Origin of the sequence: Ferdinandcohnia jepli (assembly GCF_047246645.1) — a bacterium.
Taxonomy (GTDB): Bacteria; Bacillota; Bacilli; order Bacillales; family Bacillaceae_L; genus Ferdinandcohnia.
Genome location: NZ_JBFOKR010000003.1, coordinates 192,102 through 213,535 on the forward strand (window position 1 = coordinate 192,102; position 21,434 = coordinate 213,535).

Here is a 21,434-nt window from a genome sequence, read left to right on the forward strand (position 1 = left end):
TATGGATTTAATCAAGTTTGAGCTATATAAAATTTTCAGACAGAAAATCATTTATATTACATTTTTACTATCAATCATCTTCTCAACCGGTTTTACCTTTGACAGTACAGCTCAATGGGAAAAAGATTTGTACCGAGAGTGGGAAGGGCCAATCACTGTTGAAAAAGTAGAGCAGGCTAAATTGGATAATGAGGAGTTAATGAAAAAGCTGGATGAAGCAGAAGAGAATTTTATTTACTCAGAATCCGACCAGGTGAAATCGGGAATCTATGAAACAATTGCCTGGATTCAACAGGTAAACGAAAATAAGCTTAACAAATTAGCAGAACTCAAGGCGGAAACGAAATATAATACAGAATTACAAAAGTCTCTTGTCGAGGATATCGACGTTTCCTACTTTGCGTACAACAAAGGGCCCCGTGAAGTTGTTGATTTCGCAAGTTTTTATTCAATCATTTTTACGGGAGGAATGCTTTTAATCGGGTTGTCAACGATTTATACGAATGAATACTCCAGTGGTGTTGATAACTATTTGCTAAGTTCGAAAAAAGGTCGGAAGCCACTGATGTGGTCAAAAATAATTGCTTCCATGATCTACACAGTAGTTGTAGTTATTGCTTGGGAAATGTGGAATGTTGGATATAGCGTTCTGAGATATGGCAATGAAGGCTGGAATACAGCGATTCAATATTCTTTTAAGTATTACTTTTCTCCATATTCTTTCACATTGCTTGAATATCATATGATTCAATTAGGCATTCACTTGATTGGTGCGTTAGCATTCGCAGTCTTAATTGTTTTCATTTCATCTTTGTGCAAAAATGCATTGATCTCAATAATGGTTAATGGCGCGATTTACGCTGTTCCAGTGATGATTGTTGAAACCTACACATCATTACCACTTTGGCTAACCGATGTGTTCCGTTTCTCGTTCGTGTATATCATGAAGGTTGAGTTTTTATTTGATAATTTTAGAACGATTAATTTATTTGGTACACCGGTTTTATACCCAATTGCAGCTATTGTGCTGATGGTTGTTGTTGCGGTGGTGTTTGTTTCTTGTTTGACGAGAGTTGTGAAGAATCGGGAGGTTACTTCTTAAAGGCTTGGGCTGGAGTCTATGGGTAGCACCACCCGAAGAGAGGTATTCGAGCGGCGCTAACATCGAAAGTTGCCGTAGCACCGTCCGATAGAGAGGTATACGAGTGGTGCTAGCATCGAAAGTTGCCTTAGCACCACACGAAAAGCGCTTGCTTCGAAAGAGTAAGTAACAATAAACTGTTCACCACATACGAGTAGTGAACAGTTATTTTATGTCTACTCTGGTAGAATTAGCCGTCTATGAAACTTTTAACGTTTTCGAACGTATATAAAATGTAGACATAATTTTGGAGGTTTTGCAGTGAAAAAACGAGTATTGGCGCTATCACTTTCCGGATTGTTATTTTTAGGAGCGTGTAATGTGCTAGATGAAGTAACTAATACGGTGACATATGTTAATGAAGCAACGGAATATGTAAATGAAGTTACTACTTTTGTAAATGAGGCTCCAGCACTTGCGCAGCAGGCCGTAACTGATGAGCAGGCTAGAAATGATCTTGAAACACAGCTTGAGGAGATGAAGGATACGATTGAGTCTTTCAACTCACTCGAGGCACCAGGTGTTGCTGCTGATCTTCATCAGCAAGTTCTAGATTATAATCAACAAGCTTTAGATGGGATTAATCTCTATTTGACTCATATTGAGGAAGGCACTTTTGACACTAGTATTCTTGAAAACACTGAGGTCTTTCAAAATCTCCAAGAAATTACAAATACCATTGACCAGATTAAACAACTGGGGGAACAATAAGAACATAGACACTTCTTTTAAAGAGGTGTCTTTTTCCTTGGAAATACATGTTAAACTAGTGGAGAGGTGGTTTATCATGAAAAAAATAATAGTCTTACTAAGTCTTTCACTTATTCTAGTACTTATCTCGATCACCCCACTATTTCAAATTGCTAGGGAAATGGTTGTTGGGCAAGGTATACTCGACCGGTATGAAATTCACCATGCCTACAAAGATGACCAAGGCTGGGAAGATATTGTTGATACACAGGAACTTCATATCCAAAATGTGATGATCGAAATTATAGAAGTACCAACCGGTAAAAAAGCACCGTTAACTCCATGGGATGAAGATGAAAATGTGCCTCCAGGGGATATTGTTGACGTGCATATCCTAGTAAATGGTGAAGAAATTACAGAACCAGCTGAAATATGGTTATCAAATCGTGCGAGAGGGAGCAGGTATTTTTCGTGGCTGGATGTTGTAACTGTAAAAGACAGGGAAACTGATAAAACACAAATAAATATCATCCAACGCCTAACAGATGACGATCAACCGATGGAAGACAGAAAGTGGAAAATTATCTCGATCTCTGAAAACGGCGAAAAAATGACTGAAGAAATTCTTACATATAAAGATAGAAGTGAAAATAAACTTGGTGTTCGATTAGTGAACTTCACGAATACAGGACTCATGTCGATGGGTTATTATTCGGATATTACACATGGCTATCCTTCGCTCTTTTTCCCATTCCTGTATCCAATGTTGACATGTGTTGTAGGGATTGTCCTTCTTATTATTTCGAGTGTTCGGTTGTATAAAAGGAGAGGGTAGGAGTGGATTATTCAATTAGACTAGCTATGGAACATGACATAGAGGGTTTGTGTAAAATAAGAAATAACCCAAATCTATTTAAAAAGTATTTCGCACAGCAAGAATCGAAGAATTTATATGTTGCCATTGCTGAGCAAAACCGGACCATTCTAGGCTTTGGTTTACTGAAGCTAAAGGGAAATCTCTTCCCAAAGTTAAGTGACTTATATGTCCATGAAGAAGCACGTGGAAATGGGATAGGTTCTGCTTTGATTACCTTTCGCGAGAAACTCGCGATTAGTCTAGGCTATACGGAGATGTATGTCAGTGTAGACCCGATTGAAAATCCCAAAATGATAAAACTTATTACAAAACTTGGCTACCAATCTATCTCAGATCCTTATGAAAAAACTGCTATCTACTATAACAATGATGGCAGTTCTTATGAGAAAACGTACACAAGAGTGGATTTAAAAAAGTTAATAGATAACAGGAGTTGAAAATGGATGGAAAAAGAACTAGAAAAAGCAATTGCTTTACGGAAAAGTGGAAATCATAAAGAATCTAACGAATTACTTATGAAACTAGTCGAGGAACATCCAGAAAATGCGTCTGTAAACTATCAATGTGCATGGAGTTTTGATGTATTAGGGGAAGAATCGAGCGCAGTACCTTATTATGAAAATGCGATAAAATTAGGGCTTACAGCAAGTGAGTTAGAAGGTGCCTTATTAGGGCTGGGAAGTACATATAGAACTCTTGGAGAATATAAAAAGTCAAAAATGACTTTTCAAAAGGGAATTGAGTTATTTCCAAACAATAGGGCATTTCAAACATTTTATGCGATGACCCTATATAATTTAAACGAACATAGTAAAGCAATGGAGTTATTACTAAAATGCTTAGTAGAAACTACTAGTGATGAAAATATCTTACTTTATAAAAAAGCAATTGATTTCTATTCGGATAAATTAGATGAAACTTGGAAGTAGATTTTGAAGTAAGTGTTGGGAGGAATAGGATTGGAATTCTTTTACCCAATTGGGAGAGACCCTGAAAACGATTCATTATTAGAACAGTTGCCAAAAGGATATAAGTTTGCGGCCAAGATATTCAATCCTTTTATAAAAATGTCGAATGGTTGGAAGTCGGATAACACGGATACACAAGACTATCCTTCTACTAAAGATATACTCAATTATGGAGAGCCTGTTTCTTGGGAAGAAATTCAGAAGAAGAGCGGATTGTACGATATCTCTGAAATGTCAATTGCTTTAACAGCAGCAATAACAGGCGGAGGAATATTGTCGAGAGATTTATCAAAGACCTGATCTGGCTAATAGGATAGATGAAAGTTTAGCTGATCATATCTTTTACCCTTTAGAAGATCAAATTTCTGTACTCATCATTCACGATATCTTATCGATTTTAGCTTCAAATGGGGCAAAGAGTATTAAATATGCAACATTATTTGGTGAACAAGGTACATACAACATAAATGAAATAACACCAGAAAATATTACTTCCTTATGTTCAGGGCTAATCACGATAACCGACGAAAAGGAAGACTTTGTATTTACTTGCTATTTCGATGAAGTTTCTATGCTTTTCTTTGCAAAGGAGGATTGCAGAGAGCTATTGGCAAAAACCATGCTTGAAGGAATTATCTTTGATGTGAAGACTCCTTTGGTATGGGAAGATGATGATTTTCTATTAATAAGATGAAAAATAGAGATAAAAAACCAAGCAAGTTTATATAACTTTGCTTGGTTTTTTGGTTTCTATTTATCCTTGTTAAACCACAATGGTTCGTTGTCATCCACATCACCATTATAGTTAATCGTTACTTCTTCACCAGCCTTGATATCTTTATAAGCAAAGTAATCAAAGGTGTGTTTTTCGAAGCTTATATCATAGGTTGCATTTGGTTCATAGGAATGGTTGAATAGCATTCCATAGCCAAGAACAATTGCACTATGGTTGATACCATACTCGTATACATAATCGTCCAGTACAGTTTTTTCGATGTATTTATGCTGTTCATTCGGGTAAGGGACAACGGGTGCTGAGTGTATGAGTTCCCCTTTTTTAATATCGCGAGTTGCAAAGACTCCTCTATTGAATTCCCCATCACTTAGTGGGGATGGTTTTATTTCAAGCATAGTTAGGTACCTACTCACTTTCAATTTAGTCTTGTTTAAGTGTACCACTTTCAGTGTCGTATGTAAAAAGGGTAAATCTAGCAATGTAAAGCATTAAAGCATATGCGTGCAAAAGCTGGTAGACTTTTATCCTAGTCGAAATAGTGACAATGGCATGTACATTTTTCTTACTAATCTAAGTTGAATAGTAAGAAATAACTGAATTTTATGAATACCATTGACGGTATTGGGGAAGTGGTAGTAGATTAATGGAGGCAGAGATGCTTACACAACTTTTTCTAATGGGGAGTTGTCCGCATGTATCCACTAATTACTACAATTACAGTCATTTCTTGAGACCTCACATTTCAATCAACAATTAATTTCAGCACACAAACTTACATAAGGTAGATTTCTTCGGACAGTCAAAAAGGAGAAGTTTTGAAGGGGTTCTTAACTTTTCACTTTTTTTAACTGTAATAACAAAGTAGAGGGGTGAGGGTATCCGTACATAGACGATTATCGTTGGATGCTACTTTGAAAAAATCTAAAATCATGGAGGTTGGGGTATGAAAAAGTTTTTACGAGTTTCACTTGCGTTTTTGCTAGTCTTTTCATTGTTTACAGGGGTTTCATTTGCAAATGGTTCTGATAGTGCAAATAAGAACGAATCCGTGAATGCGGTTCCTGGACAATTGGTGGTATCTGTAGAGCCTAAAAAAGCCAATCCGAAAAATGTGGTGCAAAGTGCTGATAGTTTAGTAGGGCAGGAGAGTGTGTTGCAAAGCAAAGGCTTTACCATTAAGGATACTCTTCATGTAGAGGAGACTTCTAAAAATCCTGCAGTTAGTCAGAACTTTAATAAAAATGTTGTGAACAACATGGGATTGGTTTATTTAATCGAATACAACCAAAACGATTATAAATCAAGTGTTCATGCCCAAAATGAATTACGTAAGCAATTAAAAGACTTAGGCTTTAAGGTTCGTTATACATCTGAAAACTACAAAATGAAGGCTCTTGAAACGGCTACTATTCAAGCAGTACACCCTAATCAACAATGGCACTACAATATGATTAAAGCTCCTGAAGCTTGGACAGTTACTCCAGGTTCAAGCGCAGTAAAAGTTGCGGTTCTTGATACAGGGATTGATCACAACCATCCAAACCTAGCAAACTTTGTAAACACAAGCCTAGGTAGAAGCTTTGTGGGTGGAACAACAATGGATGTGCAGGGTCATGGAACTCACGTTGCCGGTACAATCGCAAGCTATGGTTCAGTTTCTGGTGTTATGCAAAGTGCAACTCTTGTACCTGTTAAGGTTTTAGGTGATGACGGTTCAGGTTCACTATATGGAATTACGCAAGGTATCTTATATGCTGCTGACATTGATGCAGATGTAATCAATATGTCTCTTGGCGGTGGCGGTTATAATCAAAGTATGGACGAAGCTATCCAAACAGCAGTTGCTCAAGGAACAATTGTAGTTGCTGCATCAGGTAATGATGGTGCATCAAGTATTTCATACCCAGCAGCATATAGCTCTGCAATCGCAGTTGGTTCAGTAACTTCAAGTGGAACAAGATCAAGCTTCTCTAACTATGGATCAGGATTAGAGGTAATGGCTCCTGGTTCAAGCATTTACAGCACATATCCAAATAGCCGTTATGCAACATTGTCAGGTACATCAATGGCAACACCGCATGTGGCTGGTGTAGCAGGATTAATCCGTGCAGCAAATCCTAACATCTCAGTTGCTGAGGCACGTAATATTTTACGAAATACAGCTCAAGAAGCAGGCAGCTTCTCTCAATACGGATATGGTATTGTTGATGCGCACGCTGCTGTAGTTGCAGCATCTGGAGGAGGCGGTGGCACAACACCTCCACCACCAACATCTTCAGAAACAGTAACAAGCGTAACAACTAACTACAGCTGGTACTACCGTGGAGAAACAATCTATGTGACTAGTAATGTAAAAGATGCAAACGGTCAGGCACTTTCAGGTGCAACAGTTAACTTTAAAATCACTCGTCCAAATGGCACAACAATTACATCTTCTGCAACAACAAACACGTCTGGTGTAGCAACTTGGTCAATTGGCACAAGTTATTCAACTGCAACTGGAACATACCGTGTAGATGCAACAGCTTCAAAGAGCGGGTACAGCAGCAGCTCAGCATCATCATCGTTTAGAATTTATTAAGGTACTTATTCAAACAAGGGTAAAATATAATGATGGAAGCAGTGTGTATTTATTGCACACTGCTTTTACGTTGTCCCACCAATTAATTGCGATTGGTGTTTTTAATGTTATTCTTTATTCACAAATCTGTAAGTAAATAGCTTGAAAGTATTATAGGAAAATATTATTATCTATACTAATATAGAGAGCGTATAGGTGAAAAAAGTGTTACAAGCATGTAGTTTCTAGGCTTTATTCCTATATTTTCAATTGGTAATAATTCAGGCTTTCCATATTGGTGCTGTTCGTTTAAAATTATTTAGTTAGTAACGATATTATTTTTAACTTTATTCAGTAGAAATCCCCTACTTCTATAAGTGGGGGAATGAATGCAAAAGAATATATAATTCAGACGGGGTTCAAACTCCGACTGAATAAAGTTAAAGCCTCCGTCGGATGCCTCGATTTTTAAAAGGAAATTTTTCGAGCAAGCTCGAAAAAAATCGGGCGCAAATACGCCAAGGCACATTTGATGAGTTTCATATATAACTAGCGAAGAAGGCGAAAGAATGACTACAGAAACTAATAAATACCAAGATCAATCCCTGTTTAGTATTACGTGGCCGCTTTTCATCGAGATTTCACTTCATATGAGTATGGGGATTATTTCGACGTTGATATTAAGTGGTTATTCAGATAATGCTGTTGCTGGTGTTGGTGTTGCCAATCAAATTATTAATATATTTATTTTAGTGTTTAACGTTACCGCAATTGGTACGACGATTTTAATCGGCCAAAACTTAGGTGCAAATAAGCTTGACCGGGCTAGACAATTAGCAAGGTCAGCGTATGGAGTAAACGTATGGGTCGGCATTTTCATGAGTCTCGTGGTAGTATTTTTTGGCGGATTGTTTTTAAAAGTGTATGGTCTTAGTGGGGAAATTTTTGATTATGCACATACGTTCCTTGCTGTTACTGGTGCATCGTTGATTTTAGAAGCTATTGCGTTAGCATTAAGTTCTATTCTACGAAGCTATGGACATACGAGAGAAACGATGGTTGTAACTGTAATTATGAATATTATCAGCATTATCGGTTCCTTTATCGCAATTAAAGGCTGGTTCGGGCTTCCGGTAACAGGTGTTGCAGGTGTTGCTGCTGCAATCATTGTAGCAAGAATTTTTGTAGTAATTGCGTTATTTATCCTCGTATATAGAATATTGGCATTAAAACTTCCGGTCAAAGATATCTTCAAAATTAATAAGCAAGATGTTAAGGATATTCTATCAATCGGGGTTCCATCTGCCGGGGAAAACCTTTCTTACCAGTTCTCACAGGTGGTTATTACAAGCTTTGTTGCCTTTGTCGGTGACGAAGCGTTAGCAGCACGTGTGTATATACTAAACATATCAATGATTTGCTTCTTGTTTACGGTGGCAATCGCCCAAGGGACTCAGCTGTTAGTAGCGCGTTATATTGGTGCTCAACAGTATGACAGAGCCTTGAATCGAGGACTTAAGACGTTGAAAATTTCGATGATTGTTTCAACAGCAGCTTCTCTAGCTGTCGCCTTAATTGGTGAACCAATCTTAACAATCTTTACAGATGATCCAAAAATACTTGCTGTCGGTCTTCCTGTATTATGGGCGATTGTATTTATTGAGCCTGGTCGTGCCATGAATATTGTTCTGATGGGGTCATTAAAATCAGTCGGAGATGTCCGCTTCCCAGTAATTATTGGTGTTATCTGTATGTGGGGTGTAGCCGTACTATTCAGCTATATCTTCGGTATTGTATTTGGCTTAGGACTACTAGGTGTTTGGTTAGCACAAGGTTTAGATGAATGGGTACGTGGCTTATTCGCACTGAAACGCTGGCTATCTCAACCTTGGTTAAAAAAGAAAAAGGTCGTACAACCAGAACCAGTTAGTATGTAATGGGATGGAGTGACATGTCACTCTAGTAATAGAAGTTCGAGGACAGTACCAATTTTCAAAGGTACTGTCCTTTTTTTGCGTATCCGTCTTGGTAGTCGGTTAATTGTGTACGTTTATTGAAGAATCACCTTTAAAGTTGAAACTCGCGTCTTTACATACGGTAGAGGGGTATGTTATATATAGTATAGAAGTCTAAAATTGAAAAATATGGTAATACACAGTACCATCACTCACGCGACAAACCAAAGGGGGACCAGCAATGAAAATTCTACTAGTAGGTGCATCGGGAACAATAGGCAGTGCAGTGAAAAGTGAATTGCAGGATCAACATGAAATTATCACAGCAGGCCGAAACAAAGCAGATGTTACGGTTGATATTTCATCTCCGGAAAGTATTCAACATATGTATCAAACAATTGGGAACGTAGATGCGGTAATAAATGCGTCAGGTTCAACTCACTTTGGACCGCTCCATGAGTTAACTCCTGAAAAGAATGAAGTTTCCATCATGAACAAGATGAAGGGCCAAATTAATCTCGTATTACTTGGACTTAATCATGTTAATGATCATGGAAGCTTTACCTTAACGACTGGAATTATTATAGATGATCCGATAAGTGGTGGAGTATCTGCTGCCATGGCAAACGGTGCCGTAAGAGCGTTTGTTCATTCGGCAGCTTTTGAAATGCCACGTGGAATTCGTATTAATGATGTAAGTCCTAATGTCCTTGTGGAGTCTATGGATAAATATGGCTCGAGTTTTCCGGGGTTCGATCCAGTACCAGCTAAAAAGGTAGCTCTGGCATACCGGAAAAGTGTAGAAGGTATCCAAACGGGGAAGACAATAAAAGTGTATTAACGCGGAATCCATAATTGCTTACGGTGAACAAAAAAGGAAAACTTGTCTTCGTAGAGTTTTCCTTTTTTCTATTATTTTAGCAACCTAACTCCTATTACTCTAAACCGTTATGGTGCATCCATCGAATTTTGTAAACGTAAACCCTTCAAACTGTTCATTATACGTTCTTCGGTAATCTTTTAGTATTTCAATGGCGACTGCTTCGCCTAATCGAATTCCTTCAATTCCATCAGAACGCCAATGAACACCTGCTGTGTCTCTTCCTAAAGCGATATTAGAAGCCAGTTTATTTAATTCTCCTCCAATTGTCAGCGTGTCATGCTTATAAGAAACTAACGAAGAACCATCAGATGTGGCTTCTACTGGATTAGGGATGACAAAGTCTTCATTAAAAAATGCTTTAAGAACTGTTACGCCTGCACCAATGATAGCTGCATGACCTGCTGGATATGCTGGATGAGTAGGGCATCCTTCTGGATACGCCTGTGGGAGCAAATATGTCCCGAACTGCTTGAAGGTTTGCTTTATAGCTTCAGAATGTAATAGTTCTGTATGGATTGGATAATTGGCTTTTCCAGTTAAGTGGTTATGAACACGCCCCCCGAACTCCTCTGGTCGAAGTCTGCGATGAACGAGAAATTTTTGAAACCAAGCTGCCTCTAATGCAACTCGCGCAACCTTCGATACAAGATCTAATATATGTGCAGGCCCAAAGGTGATAAAACCGCCTTCAACTTTTGAATTAAGGTACGGATTCGATAGTTTCATAACTCCTTTTCCAAAATGTTGGAGTATTAAACAAGCGGTAAGCGGTGCCTGGTAAGAAAAATCCTGCTGCAAATATGCGGACAAGTCACGTCCATTTCGTATATAACGCGGGATAGGGTCGAATGTTGGACTCGAAAAAGAACTACCATTTTGAACTTTCAACCATTCATCATATGACGTCATTTGGTCAGAATTAGCAGCCAGTGTACGATATTGTTGGGTTATTGCTTTTGCTCCGAAGGGTATGTCCATCAATAGAAACTGTGAGATATATGGACCGACTAAATCACCAGGTGTATCTCCGCGAAATAAAGTACCTGATGTTACGACCCCACCCACCTTTGGACCTCGAAAATCGGAAAGGCTTGATAAATCTTTTGTCGCAAGATCTATAAGAGGATGATTCTCGTAATCTGCAAAAGGTATATCACGCGTAAGTGCTTGCCAATATAATTCTGCCATTTCACTAGCATTCCATGCACTAGAAAAGCTAGGCGGCGTTTGGATAGTCATGTTGTGACAATCCTTCCCAAATAGGTCGAAAACATAGGCGGCTTGTGGATTGGCCAGTTTAACTACTCCACCCATTGGGATATCGTTAAAATCGTCACTATTACCTGAATTTAGAGCTCTGAGATACATATTATAGGAATTAAGATTTACTTCTCCTGATTCATTATGTGGCAACCCTTTTGAAAAATTTGCTATTTTGGTAGGATATAAGCTTTCATCACCATTGCATGTATGTTTTACAAGATCAGTTCTCAATTGAGTTTGGGCAGCTTTATAGCGTATTTTAAATGCAGTCTCGTTGCGTTCTTCTCCATGTAAAGGACCGAGAACACAGAGGTTCTTGTTTCTACTTTTTTCTTTCTTTCTCTTTTTGTCTCTATCTTTTCCCATATGATCACTCTTTTCTATTATTTATTGGGACGACATATAAACTATGTAATTATTTTATGCATTGATAGAAGCGGTGGACACGGACAAGAAAGAAAAATGATGAATGTGTACTATAAATATAGATAAGGAAAACGTTAAAGTAGGCTAAAGAAGATAAAATTGGTATTTATTGTATAATGAGTTCGTGGTATGATTATAGATAGGAGAAATATGGAAGGTGGAATCCGGTTTGCCAACATCTTTGTAATGGTTGAGAAATTAAATAGTGCATTTCTTTTTTGAACGTGTTGTTCACCAAGGGAGAAGTGTGCCTATTTTTAACCATTACAGGGAACGCGGGATAATCAGTTGTTTTACATTCCAAGCGGGTACCTTACTGGTATTCCGCTTTTCTATTGGGAAAATTATTCTCCATCAACGTTATTATGCGTTCCTCTATAAAAGGGGGAGCGGGTGTATGAGTATATATGAAATCGTTGCTCTTGAAACACCTAAAGTAATAAGAAATTGTAGTAAATGCAAAAAGAGTTCAGAATTCTATTGTAGTGATAAGTTTAGAGTAAATGCGAATCAAAAAGTAGTAGATGTTTGGCTTATTTATAACTGTACTGCTTGTGAGGGAACATGGAATTTCCCAATTTTATCACGAATTCATGTAAATAAGGTTGACCCTAAGCTGCATCAAAAGTTTATGAATAATGATAAAGAGACCATTTGGTATTACGCGTTCCAAAGCAGCAGACTGCGAAGACTGTGTAATGATGTGAATACAAATATTAGATATGAGGTTAGAAAAGGGGAACTTGATTCAACCTCAAAGGACCAAACAATTAGACTTCTCAATCAATATGATTTTGGGCTTAGGATCGATAAATTACTTGCGGAGATTCTTGGTATTTCAAGGTCTAAGATAAATGCATTTGCGCAGGATGGGTTGCTGTTGTTAAATCCCGCATTTAGTATGAAGGATAAAGTAATTAATAATCTGGAGATTACAATTAAAGAAGACTTCCACAAAGAAGTCGTTTAAATATTTCTGAGGATAATATAGGGGAGAGCAATATCCTCTCCTTTTTTTGCCCTTCCACAAATGCTCTATCAATAGTTTCAGCGTAACAGATTAATAGATTATGAAGAAAGGAGTGGGTAAGGATGGAGATGCAGCCTGCTAAAAAATTCAAAACGAAAAAGCTTATGATAAGACTTTTGGTTTCATTCATTATTTTACTGGTATCAGTCTGTTCATTTAGCTATTTTTACAATATGTTTGCAACCCAACAAAGTACTAAAAAGTATCCACCTGTTGGTGAGATAGTGAATGTCGGTAAATACAACTTACACTACTATGCAGTTGGTGAAAAGAATGGGTTGCCAACGATTGTTTTAGAGTCCGGTTCGGGTACGCCATCTTCCTATTCGGATTGGAGGTATATACAACCGGAATTGGCCAAATTAACTAGAGTTATTTCTTATGACAGAGCGGGTTACGGTTGGAGTGACGATGCCAACATTAGTAGAACGAGTGAACAAATTGTAGAAGACCTCCATGAACTATTGTTGAAATCGGATGAAACAGGACCATTTATACTAGTTGGGCATTCATTTGGAGGTTTAAATGTGCAATTATTTGCAGAAAGGTATTCCTCAGATGTAAGAGGAGTCGTGTTACTGGATTCGTCTATTCCCGGTGTGAGACCTGATGTAACTTCATCCCAACTTAAGGTAACCCAATTTTTAAGGCAATCAGGGTTGATGAGAGTAATCGGTGAATTTGAGGGATTGCCTGTTCCTAAAGCAGTGGTATCAGATGGCATATCTGAAGAATTTCTTTATAAGCGTTTTTACAATAAAGACCAGATAAGTGAAATTGAAAAAATGGGAGTTGAAGATTTTCCTGAAATCTCACTGGGCGATATACCTGTTACAATTATATCTGCAAGGGAAGAAGAGACGAACAATAAAGAATGGCAAAGACAACAGGACCAGTTCTTACAGCTATCGACTAATAGTAAAAGGGTGATTGTTGAAAATTCCAGTCACTACATTCATCACGATCAACCTGAATTAGTTATTAAAGAAATAAAAAATTTATTAATAGATCCAAAACAGTAATTCAAATAGTTTACTAAATTAGGATTAAAGTTTGGTAAATTAACACACGGTTTTATCGCAAAGTCATCATCGAAGTGAAAAAGGATAAATATAGTTAAATATACCTAAAAAAAGATGAGGGGGAAATGAGGTGTTTCGTTCTTACGTCTTACCTGATGGTACACTTGATGAGCAGAGAGTTTTAAGAAGGGAGCAAGTCTACCAGGGAATGAATGGGAGATTTGTAGAACGATTCTTTATTACCCCTGATCAAAGTTTTATTTTTAAACCTTTGACAAACGAGAGTCAAAATGGCAAGGAATTATGGATCCATACTCATATCTTAAAGAAGCTGCCTTCTTTTTATCCAAAGGTATTGGACTCTGATCAACATTGGCTTATTTTTGAGGATTTGGGTGAAATTGATCACCATTTCTCTTCTAAGTCCGTGTTAAGCGTTACGAAGCAAATGGCTAATTGGCATAAAACCACTAGTAACCAATTTGATCATTTTCATCAAATCGGAAGCCCTAAACCATTTATCGAAGAAGTGGTTGAGCTACTTGAGGCTCGTAAGGAGGAAGTGAAATGCTTGGCATCCAAGATAGGTATTCCTCAATCGACAATTGATTTCCTTTTCAATCAATTAGATAAAACTTCATTCGGAAACAAAAATGTTTTCTCACATGGTGACCTACATTTAGGAAACTACGGTTATGCAAAAGGAAAACTCTATATCATCGACTGGGAGCATGCACATTTTAATAGTCCGTATTGGGATTTGTACCATTTACTAGATATTTCTCATCCTACCTTTCCAAAGAGTATAAATAAAAGCCTCCGTACAACAGCTCTGGAATTATACATGGATGAAGCAGAATACGATAGCTTTACATTTACAAGAATCTCTTTTAAACAAGGCTATTACTTATTTTCATCAGCTTTCTCACTTTGGATGCTTTTACTCATCAAAGCAGATTTGGACAGAAAGGTTGAGCAATGGTCCAGTGCGCAGTTGAGACAACAATTAGAGGAAACAGTTCAAAGTTTTAAACAATGCATGGAAGAACTTCAGGGGTCAATATAGACTATTTACTACGAATATTGGGTATCTCATCTCTATAAGTTTCTAGTCTTTTTCATAGCTGAAAATGTGTTCAACCATTTTTCGATTCTCTCCGCTTTAATAATAGACAAAAAAATAGAATCCGCATCTATTATAAAGACAGTTTAAAACTGTAAAAAGTAATAGGAGGGATTCATATATGTGTGGGTCACATAATTTTGGCAATAAGGGCTGCTGTCCAAGCGGACAGGTCTTCCAAGAAAATCTATGTGGGAATGTAACATCTAACCTAGTCAACCAGAATGCTTGGGCGGCACGACCAGGTGTAAATGACTATTTCCAAGGGACTTTCCAAGTGTTTAACGCAGGTGATACAGGAATTAGTTTTGATGTGTTAAGCTCTACACCGGGTAGTAGTGCAAACGATATCCCAGTTCCACCAGGTTCAACGGTTTCAATTTCAGTAGCAAATCCAATCCAGTTCCTAATTGACACAACAGGAAGTGTAGTGACTGGTAGTACTTGGTGTGTAGTATTATATAAACGTGTATACTAGTTATCGCTACTAAGAACACAGGGCAGTTTTTGCTTTGTGTTTTTATTTTTGTTTATAAGTCCAGCCTTCTTTTAATTCCTAGTAAACTACTAGGGTTACTAAACTTTTTTCTTGACTTACCATTCATATGGTTGTATTGTATTTCTTAGTTCGAAATATAGTTTATTAGTTTAGTGTTTTAAGGGGGAAAAGTAATGAAGTTAAAAAATTATCTACATATAGTAGTAACCCTACTGTTTGTATTAGTAATAGTAGGTTGTTCGAACAGTGAATCTAACACATCGGGTTCTACTGAGACAAATACTAATGAGGAACCAAAAGCAGGTGGAACCTTGGAAGTAGCGTTTGCTTCTGAACCGGATACAATTGATTTGGTTTATACAGGAGCAAGTGCAACAAGAGATGTTGGTTGGCATATTTTTGAATATTTATTTGCATTAGATAAGAATTTCGAAGTTAAACCAATGATCGCTAGTGAGTATAAAGTGAATGATGATAGAACTGTCTATACCATTTCTCTTCGTGAAGGGGTTGCCTTCCATGATGGATCAACAGTGACATCAGAGGACGTAGTAGCATCTATTGACCGTTGGAAAACGATATCTTCAGTAGGTAAAGTTGCAGGTCAATTTATCGAAACAGTAACAGCTGTGGATGAGTTAACTGTTGAAGTTACACTTAACAAGCCGTATAACGTACTATTAGATAGTATGAGTGCTCCTAAAGCAGGTCTTATGATTATTCCTGCAGAAATTGCGAAAGAAGCTGGTGAACAACCGCTTAATCCGGACCAACTTATTGGTACAGGACCATATAAGTTTGAGAGCTGGGAAAAAGGTAAAGAAATCATCCTAACTCGATTTGAAGAGTATGCAGCTCGCGAAGAGACAGATTGGGGCGGTTTAACAGGTAAGAAGGAAGCTCTTTTCGATAAAATTAAGTTAAATATCGTAAAAGACCCTCAGGTAATGATTAATGGAATTAAAACGGGACTATATGATTACGCGCAAAGTATTCCAGCAGATTTGTATCAAGTGATTGAAAGCAGCAAGAATATAGAGCCAGTTACGTATATGAATGGTTATTCTATGATTACTCCGGATCAATCGGAAGCGCCATTTAATGATCTTAAAGTTCGTCAAGCTTTAAACCATGCATTAAATAAAGAAGTTATTGCGGAAGCAACATATGGAAATAAAGAGTTTTATAATATGGATGGAGCACTTTTTGATCCTAAACAAACTGAACTCTACTCTGAAGAGGGAACAGATCAGTACTTAGTTTACGATAAAGAAAAGGCGAAAAGTCTTTTAGAAGAATCAAGCTATAATGGTGAAACAATCACAATTATGTATGCTAACAACTATGAAAATTACAAGAGAATTTCTCAAGTTGTAAAACAGCAGCTTGAAGAAGTAGGTTTCAAGGTTGAACTTGTACCATATGAATGGGCAACGTATCTTGAAAAGTGGGCAGATCCTGCAAATTGGGATTTAGTTGTAATTGGCTGGTCAACTCGTTTTGCACCTAGTGAGCTTGGAATGCTTGCATTCGGTACGCAAAGCAGCGGCTGGTATGAAAGTGAACGTTGGGCCGATCTTTTAACACGTTGGGGTAATGCCGTTGAATCAGATGAGAAAAAAGAAATCTTGGGTGAAATGAACCAAACGGTATATGATGAACTTCCATTTGTTAAGATTGCGAATGAAACATTACTTGATATCAAAACAGATAAAGTAAAGGATTATGAAAACTGGGTTGGACCACGTTTCTGGAATACCTGGAAGAGTGAATAACCATTTAGGAAGCTCGTTAGTACTAATTCTAACGAGCTTTCCTTCTATTAATCTTGAATTTTAGGGAGGGTTAGAGTTGCTGCAATATACATTACGTAGGATTGTATCTCTACTGCCGGTAATGCTGATCGTGAGTATTATTACGTTTATGATTGTTCACCTGACACCGGGGAATCCAGCTTACCTTATTTTAGGAGAAGAAGCGTCTCAGGAAAGTATTGCTCAGCTGGAAAAACAACTTGGACTTGATCAACCTGCTGTGGTTCAGTTTTTTAATTGGATAGGCAATATTGTTCAAGGGGACCTGGGACAATCAATTTATTCATCTGAACCCGTTTTACAGATTATCATAGATCACTTTGGACCGACGATTAGCTTAACTGTATTATCGCTAATTCTTATTTTATTAATCGGAATTCCAACTGCTATTTTTACTGTATGGAAGCGTAACACCCTATTAGATCCTGCATTTATCTCTTTATCACTTATTGGGGTTTCGATTCCTGAGTTTTGGTTTGCAATGTTGCTCGTGCTAGGGCTTGGCGTTACCATTCCGATATTTCCGGTCGCAGGGTATATTCCTATAGGTGAAAATTTCATAGATTGGTTGTACCACTTAATTTTACCGGCATTTGTTCTAGCTGCGGTTGAAATCGGATTAATTGCGCGTATGCTTCGTGATGGAATGCTAGAATCAGTGAATCAGGATTACACAAGAACAGCACGTGCAAAAGGTGTTAAAGAGAGCACTGTGTTAATGAAGCATGTTTTCTCAAACGCTCTTATTCCAACGACAACTGTAATTGGGGCTACAGTAGCAGGATTACTGGGCGGAACTGTGATTATAGAAACTTTATTTACGATTCCAGGTATTGGTCAATTATTAATTGATTCGATTCACAGACGTGATTATCCCGTTATCCAAGGTGTAGTCTTATTTATTGCTGCTATCTATGTATTAGTTAATCTAGTTGTCGATCTTTTATATGCTATTTTAGATCCAAGAATTCGTTACGACTGAATGGGATATGTGTAAGAATTACGAAAGGAGTTGCCCTTATGTTAAAGAGAAAAAGAAATATCATTGCACTTAGTGTGTTACTGTTAATGACTTTGGCTACCATTACGGCTTCACTTTGGCTTCCGCTGTCCCCTTCAGAGATAGATCCAACCAAACGGTTACTTGGACCAAGTGGCCATAACTGGTTTGGGACAGACCATTTTGGACGGGATATATTTGCTCAAACAGTAGTTGCTGCACGTGTTTCCTTAGTTGTCGGCGCGGTCGTTGCAGTTATTTCAACGATATTAGGAACTATAGTAGGTTTAGTTTCTGGTTATTACAATAAAATAGATTCCATTTTAATGCGTATTGTTGACGGAATGCTAGCATTTCCGGCACTTTTATTAGCATTAGCTTTAGTTGCAGCAGTGGGAGGCAGTATATCAAATATCATATTTGCATTGTCCTTTGCCTTTTTTCCTGTAATGGCCAGAGTCGTTCGTTCCGCAGTGCTTCAGGTTAAAAACATTCAATTTATTGAAGCTGCTAAGACAACAGGTACAAGCGATCTTAGTATTCTATTTCAATATATATTACCTAATGTTTTATCACCGATTATTGTTCAAGGAACCTTTATATTTGCTAGAGCAATCTTGGCAGAAGCAGCACTAAGTTTCTTAGGAGTAGGTGTAAATCCAGCAACGCCAACGTGGGGAAATATGCTTCAAGAGGCCCAAATCTATATTACACTTGCGCCGTGGTTTTCGATTTTTCCTGGTTTAGCCATTGTAATCACTGTATTAGCATTGAATATTTTAGGTGACGGGTTACGTGATGCATTTGATCCTCACTCCAAAAATCGTAAAAAAACAAAAAAGCGTCGTGTACTATCAAATAAACAGAAGAATGTAATTGCCAGTTAAAGGGGGGATTTAGATGCTTGAGGTTAAAAATTTAAAGGTGTACCTAGACACGGCCGAAGGGATTGTAAAAGCAGTTGATAGTGTTTCATTTTCGATTGAGCCTGGTCAGACAATTGGTATTGTAGGTGAATCAGGTAGTGGGAAAAGTGTTCTCGCACGCTCCTTAATGCAACTGAATCCTGTACCTCCTACATTTTATCCAGAAGGTGAAATTGTATTTGAGGGACAAAACCTGCTGAAAATGAATGAACGCAGTCTTCGTAAAATCCGCGGCAAAGAGATCGCAATGGTTTTTCAAGACCCGATGTCTAGTTTAAATCCTATCTTTAAAATAGGAAATCAGATCATTGAGGCCATCCGTACTCATCAGAAAATGTCCCGTAAAGATGCAGAAAAAAAGGCAATCGAGTTATTAAGTGATGTTGGCATTCCTGATCCGGAATTACGTATGAAGGATTACCCTCATCAATTTTCAGGCGGGATGAGACAGCGTGTTTTAATCGCAATGGCACTTGCATGTAATCCAAAGCTGTTAATAGCGGACGAACCGACTACAGCGTTAGATGTAACGATTCAGGCACAAATATTAGAATTAATGAAAAATCTGCAAAAGAAATACGGTACAGCAATCATTATTATCACACATGACCTTGGTGTTGTTGCGAGATTAGCAGATAAGATCATGGTTATGTACTCTGGTAGAATCGTAGAGGAAGGAACAGCAGCTGATGTGTTTTACCGTACATCAATGCCGTATACATGGTCATTGTTACGATCTTTACCACGTTTAGATGCAAATAACCATGAACGTCTAATCCCTATTCAGGGGCAGCCACCTAACTTGGTATCACCACCAAAGGGATGCAATTTCAGTCCACGTTGCCCGTTCGCCAGCAAGGATTGCTTAGAGATTGATCCAGTGTTAACAGAGAGAGCTAGTGGACACCAGTCAGCGTGTATTTTATCACAATCTCAGCTTGAAGAACGTATAAGCCAAGTTACTGCTGAACAGAAAGGAGTTGTTTGATAGTGTCTCAGGAACTATTAGAAATACGAGATTTACATGTTCACTTTCCTGTTAAAGAAGGGGTGCTTAGAAAAACAACTAAACATGTGAAAGCAGTTAATGGCTTGAGTTTATCCATTGAAAAAGGAAATACACTAGGTATTGTGGGAGAGTCCGGATGTGGAAAAAGTACTCTTGCAAGAGCAGTATTAGGACTTGTAAAACCAACCTCAGGTGAAATCTTGTTTGAGGGTAAGAACATTCTAGAATATGACCGGAAACAAATGCATGAACTTCGCAAAGATATCCAAATGGTTTTTCAGGATCCATATACAAGTTTGAATCCAAGAATGAAAATCGGTGATATCATTGCGGCACCGTTAAAAGCATATAAGAAAACCACCAATCTCACAAATAGAGTCAAAGAATTGATGGAGCTTGTTGGTCTTAATCCCGACCATTATAACCGTCTTCCTCACGAATTCTCCGGTGGTCAACGCCAGAGAATTGGGATTGCACGTGCCATTGCGCTTGAGCCTAAATTAATCATTTGCGATGAGCCTGTAAGTGCATTGGATGTTTCGGTACAGGCACAAGTGATCAACTTATTTGAAGACCTACAAAAAGAACTTAATCTAACCTATATGTTTATCGCTCATGATTTATCAGTTATTAATCATATTGCGGATAAGGTGGGAGTGATGTATCTTGGGAAGGTTATGGAAATGTCTGATAGCGAATCCTTTTATCGGAATGCACGCCATCCATATACAAATGCGCTTCTGTCAGCAATTCCTTTACCCGACCCTGATAAAGAAAGAGCGCGTGAACGGATTGTATTAAAAGGAGATTTACCGTCTCCAGCAAACCCTCCGCAAGGCTGTGTGTTTCATACACGCTGCCCTAGAGCGCAAGAACACTGTAAGACAAATATTCCGGCGTTATCTGGAGAAGAGAACTCTAATCACCAGGTTGCATGTTTCTTTCCTGTAGAAGAAAAGCAGCCGGAAAGTGTTTTGTCTTAATATCTGCAAAAAAGCTAGCCTGAAAGTCTCAGGCTAGCTCTATTTTTATCTTTTGATTGTCTGTTTTTTCAATATGCCAGTTAGAAGAAAGTAGTTTGCTGAAGGTGGATAACTGCTCAGAGGTAAGTTCCAAGCCGGTAATTCCCTTTTCTGTAGATGTAAAATCACGATCTACAACTTTATCGAATTTAAGGCGCAATAAATTTTCAACACCTCGTACAGTAACAAACTTTACTTGATAACCGTCTCTAACAATTGATTCAAATGCAGAACCATTATCCTTAGCTAACTCAATTAGCTGAGTGAAGTCAAAATGAGAATCCAGTTCATTCCAAGAACTAACATCCCCATCCTTAACCTTTTCTAAAATCTCTTCATTTGATTTACCCATACTGCGAAGTGTTTCAAGCATATATGCAGTTGGCAGGGTTACTTTTTGTAAATCCACTTGTATTCCTCCATTGTTGTTCTTTCTATTATTATATCAAAAGTAAGGAAGAACTAGTAGGTTTGAAGCTTATAACGAGTC

At 37.9% G+C, this 21,434-nt stretch carries 22 protein-coding genes; 19 read left to right on the forward strand and 3 right to left on the reverse strand.

Annotated features, from left to right (window positions below):
- Position 1: 1 nt before the first annotated feature.
- The 7 genes from AB3M96_RS04495 to AB3M96_RS04525 all read left to right on the forward strand — a co-directional run bounded on the left by AB3M96_RS04495 (position 2) and on the right by AB3M96_RS04525 (position 4,370).
- The gene (locus tag AB3M96_RS04495) at positions 2-1,102 is read left to right on the forward strand and encodes a hypothetical protein (RefSeq protein ID WP_412966378.1); all 1,101 of its coding nucleotides are present in this window, start codon (positions 2-4) and stop codon (positions 1,100-1,102) included.
- A gap of 300 nt (positions 1,103-1,402) precedes the next feature.
- A complete protein-coding gene (locus tag AB3M96_RS04500; protein WP_412966379.1) occupies positions 1,403-1,852 on the forward strand; it encodes a DUF6376 family protein in 450 nt (149 codons plus the stop codon).
- Positions 1,853-1,928: 76 nt separating this feature from the next.
- Positions 1,929-2,666: a hypothetical protein gene (locus AB3M96_RS04505; protein WP_412966380.1), complete on the forward strand. Its 738-nt coding sequence runs from the start codon at positions 1,929-1,931 to the stop codon at positions 2,664-2,666.
- 2 nt (positions 2,667-2,668) lie between these two features.
- On the forward strand, positions 2,669-3,145 hold the full coding sequence (locus tag AB3M96_RS04510) for a GNAT family N-acetyltransferase (protein ID WP_412966381.1): 477 nt from the start codon (positions 2,669-2,671) through the stop codon (positions 3,143-3,145).
- Positions 3,146-3,151: 6 nt separating this feature from the next.
- A complete protein-coding gene (locus AB3M96_RS04515; RefSeq protein ID WP_412966382.1) occupies positions 3,152-3,637 on the forward strand; it encodes a tetratricopeptide repeat protein in 486 nt (161 codons plus the stop codon).
- A 30-nt stretch (positions 3,638-3,667) separates the two neighbouring features.
- Positions 3,668-3,976, forward strand: coding sequence for a DUF2711 family protein (locus tag AB3M96_RS04520; protein ID WP_412966383.1), 309 nt, complete (start codon positions 3,668-3,670; stop codon positions 3,974-3,976).
- Between the two features lie 37 nt (positions 3,977-4,013).
- Positions 4,014-4,370 (forward strand): DUF2711 family protein, encoded by a 357-nt coding sequence (locus AB3M96_RS04525; protein WP_412966508.1) that lies wholly within the window; start codon positions 4,014-4,016, stop codon positions 4,368-4,370.
- 56 nt (positions 4,371-4,426) lie between these two features.
- Here the strand turns inward: AB3M96_RS04525 and AB3M96_RS04530 are convergent, their stop codons facing one another.
- On the reverse strand, positions 4,427-4,807 hold the full coding sequence (locus AB3M96_RS04530) for an SET domain-containing protein (protein WP_412966384.1): 381 nt from the start codon (positions 4,805-4,807) through the stop codon (positions 4,427-4,429).
- 548 nt (positions 4,808-5,355) lie between these two features.
- On the opposite strand from AB3M96_RS04530, the gene AB3M96_RS04535 reads away from it, so the two are divergent.
- From AB3M96_RS04535 to AB3M96_RS04545, 3 genes are all read left to right on the forward strand, one after another.
- The gene (locus AB3M96_RS04535) at positions 5,356-6,993 is read left to right on the forward strand and encodes a S8 family peptidase (protein WP_412966385.1); all 1,638 of its coding nucleotides are present in this window, start codon (positions 5,356-5,358) and stop codon (positions 6,991-6,993) included.
- 548 nt (positions 6,994-7,541) lie between these two features.
- Positions 7,542-8,909, forward strand: coding sequence for an MATE family efflux transporter (locus tag AB3M96_RS04540; protein ID WP_412966386.1), 1,368 nt, complete (start codon positions 7,542-7,544; stop codon positions 8,907-8,909).
- Positions 8,910-9,168: 259 nt separating this feature from the next.
- The gene (locus tag AB3M96_RS04545) at positions 9,169-9,768 is read left to right on the forward strand and encodes a short chain dehydrogenase (RefSeq protein WP_412966387.1); all 600 of its coding nucleotides are present in this window, start codon (positions 9,169-9,171) and stop codon (positions 9,766-9,768) included.
- A 99-nt stretch (positions 9,769-9,867) separates the two neighbouring features.
- Here AB3M96_RS04545 and AB3M96_RS04550 read toward each other — a convergent pair whose 3' ends face one another.
- Positions 9,868-11,439: a vanadium-dependent haloperoxidase gene (locus AB3M96_RS04550; RefSeq protein WP_412966388.1), complete on the reverse strand. Its 1,572-nt coding sequence runs from the start codon at positions 11,437-11,439 to the stop codon at positions 9,868-9,870.
- A 457-nt stretch (positions 11,440-11,896) separates the two neighbouring features.
- Between AB3M96_RS04550 and AB3M96_RS04555 the strand changes: the two genes are divergently transcribed.
- The 9 genes from AB3M96_RS04555 (at position 11,897) to AB3M96_RS04595 (ending at position 20,905) form a co-directional block, all read left to right on the forward strand.
- On the forward strand, positions 11,897-12,469 hold the full coding sequence (locus AB3M96_RS04555; RefSeq protein ID WP_412966389.1) for a DUF1062 domain-containing protein: 573 nt from the start codon (positions 11,897-11,899) through the stop codon (positions 12,467-12,469).
- Between the two features lie 122 nt (positions 12,470-12,591).
- On the forward strand, positions 12,592-13,551 hold the full coding sequence (locus AB3M96_RS04560; RefSeq protein WP_412966390.1) for an alpha/beta fold hydrolase: 960 nt from the start codon (positions 12,592-12,594) through the stop codon (positions 13,549-13,551).
- A 130-nt stretch (positions 13,552-13,681) separates the two neighbouring features.
- Entirely contained in the window at positions 13,682-14,617 is a 936-nt protein-coding gene (locus AB3M96_RS04565; RefSeq protein ID WP_412966391.1) for a phosphotransferase, read from the forward strand.
- Between the two features lie 178 nt (positions 14,618-14,795).
- Entirely contained in the window at positions 14,796-15,152 is a 357-nt protein-coding gene (locus tag AB3M96_RS04570; protein ID WP_412966392.1) for a hypothetical protein, read from the forward strand.
- Between the two features lie 194 nt (positions 15,153-15,346).
- Positions 15,347-16,948, forward strand: a complete 1,602-nt coding sequence (locus tag AB3M96_RS04575) for an ABC transporter substrate-binding protein (RefSeq protein WP_412966393.1) — start codon at positions 15,347-15,349, stop codon at positions 16,946-16,948.
- Positions 16,949-17,024: 76 nt separating this feature from the next.
- Positions 17,025-17,969, forward strand: a complete 945-nt coding sequence (locus AB3M96_RS04580) for an ABC transporter permease (RefSeq protein WP_412966394.1) — start codon at positions 17,025-17,027, stop codon at positions 17,967-17,969.
- Between the two features lie 38 nt (positions 17,970-18,007).
- A complete protein-coding gene (locus tag AB3M96_RS04585; protein ID WP_412966395.1) occupies positions 18,008-18,874 on the forward strand; it encodes an ABC transporter permease in 867 nt (288 codons plus the stop codon).
- 13 nt (positions 18,875-18,887) lie between these two features.
- The gene (locus tag AB3M96_RS04590) at positions 18,888-19,901 is read left to right on the forward strand and encodes an ABC transporter ATP-binding protein (RefSeq protein WP_412966396.1); all 1,014 of its coding nucleotides are present in this window, start codon (positions 18,888-18,890) and stop codon (positions 19,899-19,901) included.
- A 2-nt stretch (positions 19,902-19,903) separates the two neighbouring features.
- Positions 19,904-20,905 carry an ABC transporter ATP-binding protein gene (locus tag AB3M96_RS04595; protein ID WP_412966397.1) on the forward strand — a complete coding sequence of 334 codons (1,002 nt, stop codon included), beginning with the start codon at positions 19,904-19,906 and terminating at the stop codon, positions 20,903-20,905.
- A 28-nt stretch (positions 20,906-20,933) separates the two neighbouring features.
- Here the strand turns inward: AB3M96_RS04595 and AB3M96_RS04600 are convergent, their stop codons facing one another.
- The gene (locus AB3M96_RS04600) at positions 20,934-21,353 is read right to left on the reverse strand and encodes a hypothetical protein (protein ID WP_412966398.1); all 420 of its coding nucleotides are present in this window, start codon (positions 21,351-21,353) and stop codon (positions 20,934-20,936) included.
- Positions 21,354-21,434: the final 81 nt, after the last annotated feature.

What these genes read in the sequence shown, in the direction of transcription:
- AB3M96_RS04495 (WP_412966378.1), top strand. Translation starts at nt 2, where the DNA reads ATGGATTTAATCAAGTTTGAGCTATATAAAATTTTCAGACAGAAAATC.
- AB3M96_RS04505 (WP_412966380.1), top strand. Translation starts at nt 1,929, where the DNA reads ATGAAAAAAATAATAGTCTTACTAAGTCTTTCACTTATTCTAGTACTT.
- AB3M96_RS04515 (WP_412966382.1), top strand. Translation starts at nt 3,152, where the DNA reads ATGGAAAAAGAACTAGAAAAAGCAATTGCTTTACGGAAAAGTGGAAAT.
- AB3M96_RS04530 (WP_412966384.1), bottom strand. Translation starts at nt 4,807, where the DNA reads ATGCTTGAAATAAAACCATCCCCACTAAGTGATGGGGAATTCAATAGA.
- AB3M96_RS04535 (WP_412966385.1), top strand. Translation starts at nt 5,356, where the DNA reads ATGAAAAAGTTTTTACGAGTTTCACTTGCGTTTTTGCTAGTCTTTTCA.
- AB3M96_RS04540 (WP_412966386.1), top strand. Translation starts at nt 7,542, where the DNA reads ATGACTACAGAAACTAATAAATACCAAGATCAATCCCTGTTTAGTATT.
- AB3M96_RS04545 (WP_412966387.1), top strand. Translation starts at nt 9,169, where the DNA reads ATGAAAATTCTACTAGTAGGTGCATCGGGAACAATAGGCAGTGCAGTG.
- AB3M96_RS04550 (WP_412966388.1), bottom strand. Translation starts at nt 11,439, where the DNA reads ATGGGAAAAGATAGAGACAAAAAGAGAAAGAAAGAAAAAAGTAGAAAC.
- AB3M96_RS04555 (WP_412966389.1), top strand. Translation starts at nt 11,897, where the DNA reads ATGAGTATATATGAAATCGTTGCTCTTGAAACACCTAAAGTAATAAGA.
- AB3M96_RS04560 (WP_412966390.1), top strand. Translation starts at nt 12,592, where the DNA reads ATGGAGATGCAGCCTGCTAAAAAATTCAAAACGAAAAAGCTTATGATA.
- AB3M96_RS04570 (WP_412966392.1), top strand. Translation starts at nt 14,796, where the DNA reads ATGTGTGGGTCACATAATTTTGGCAATAAGGGCTGCTGTCCAAGCGGA.
- AB3M96_RS04575 (WP_412966393.1), top strand. Translation starts at nt 15,347, where the DNA reads ATGAAGTTAAAAAATTATCTACATATAGTAGTAACCCTACTGTTTGTA.
- AB3M96_RS04585 (WP_412966395.1), top strand. Translation starts at nt 18,008, where the DNA reads ATGTTAAAGAGAAAAAGAAATATCATTGCACTTAGTGTGTTACTGTTA.
- AB3M96_RS04590 (WP_412966396.1), top strand. Translation starts at nt 18,888, where the DNA reads ATGCTTGAGGTTAAAAATTTAAAGGTGTACCTAGACACGGCCGAAGGG.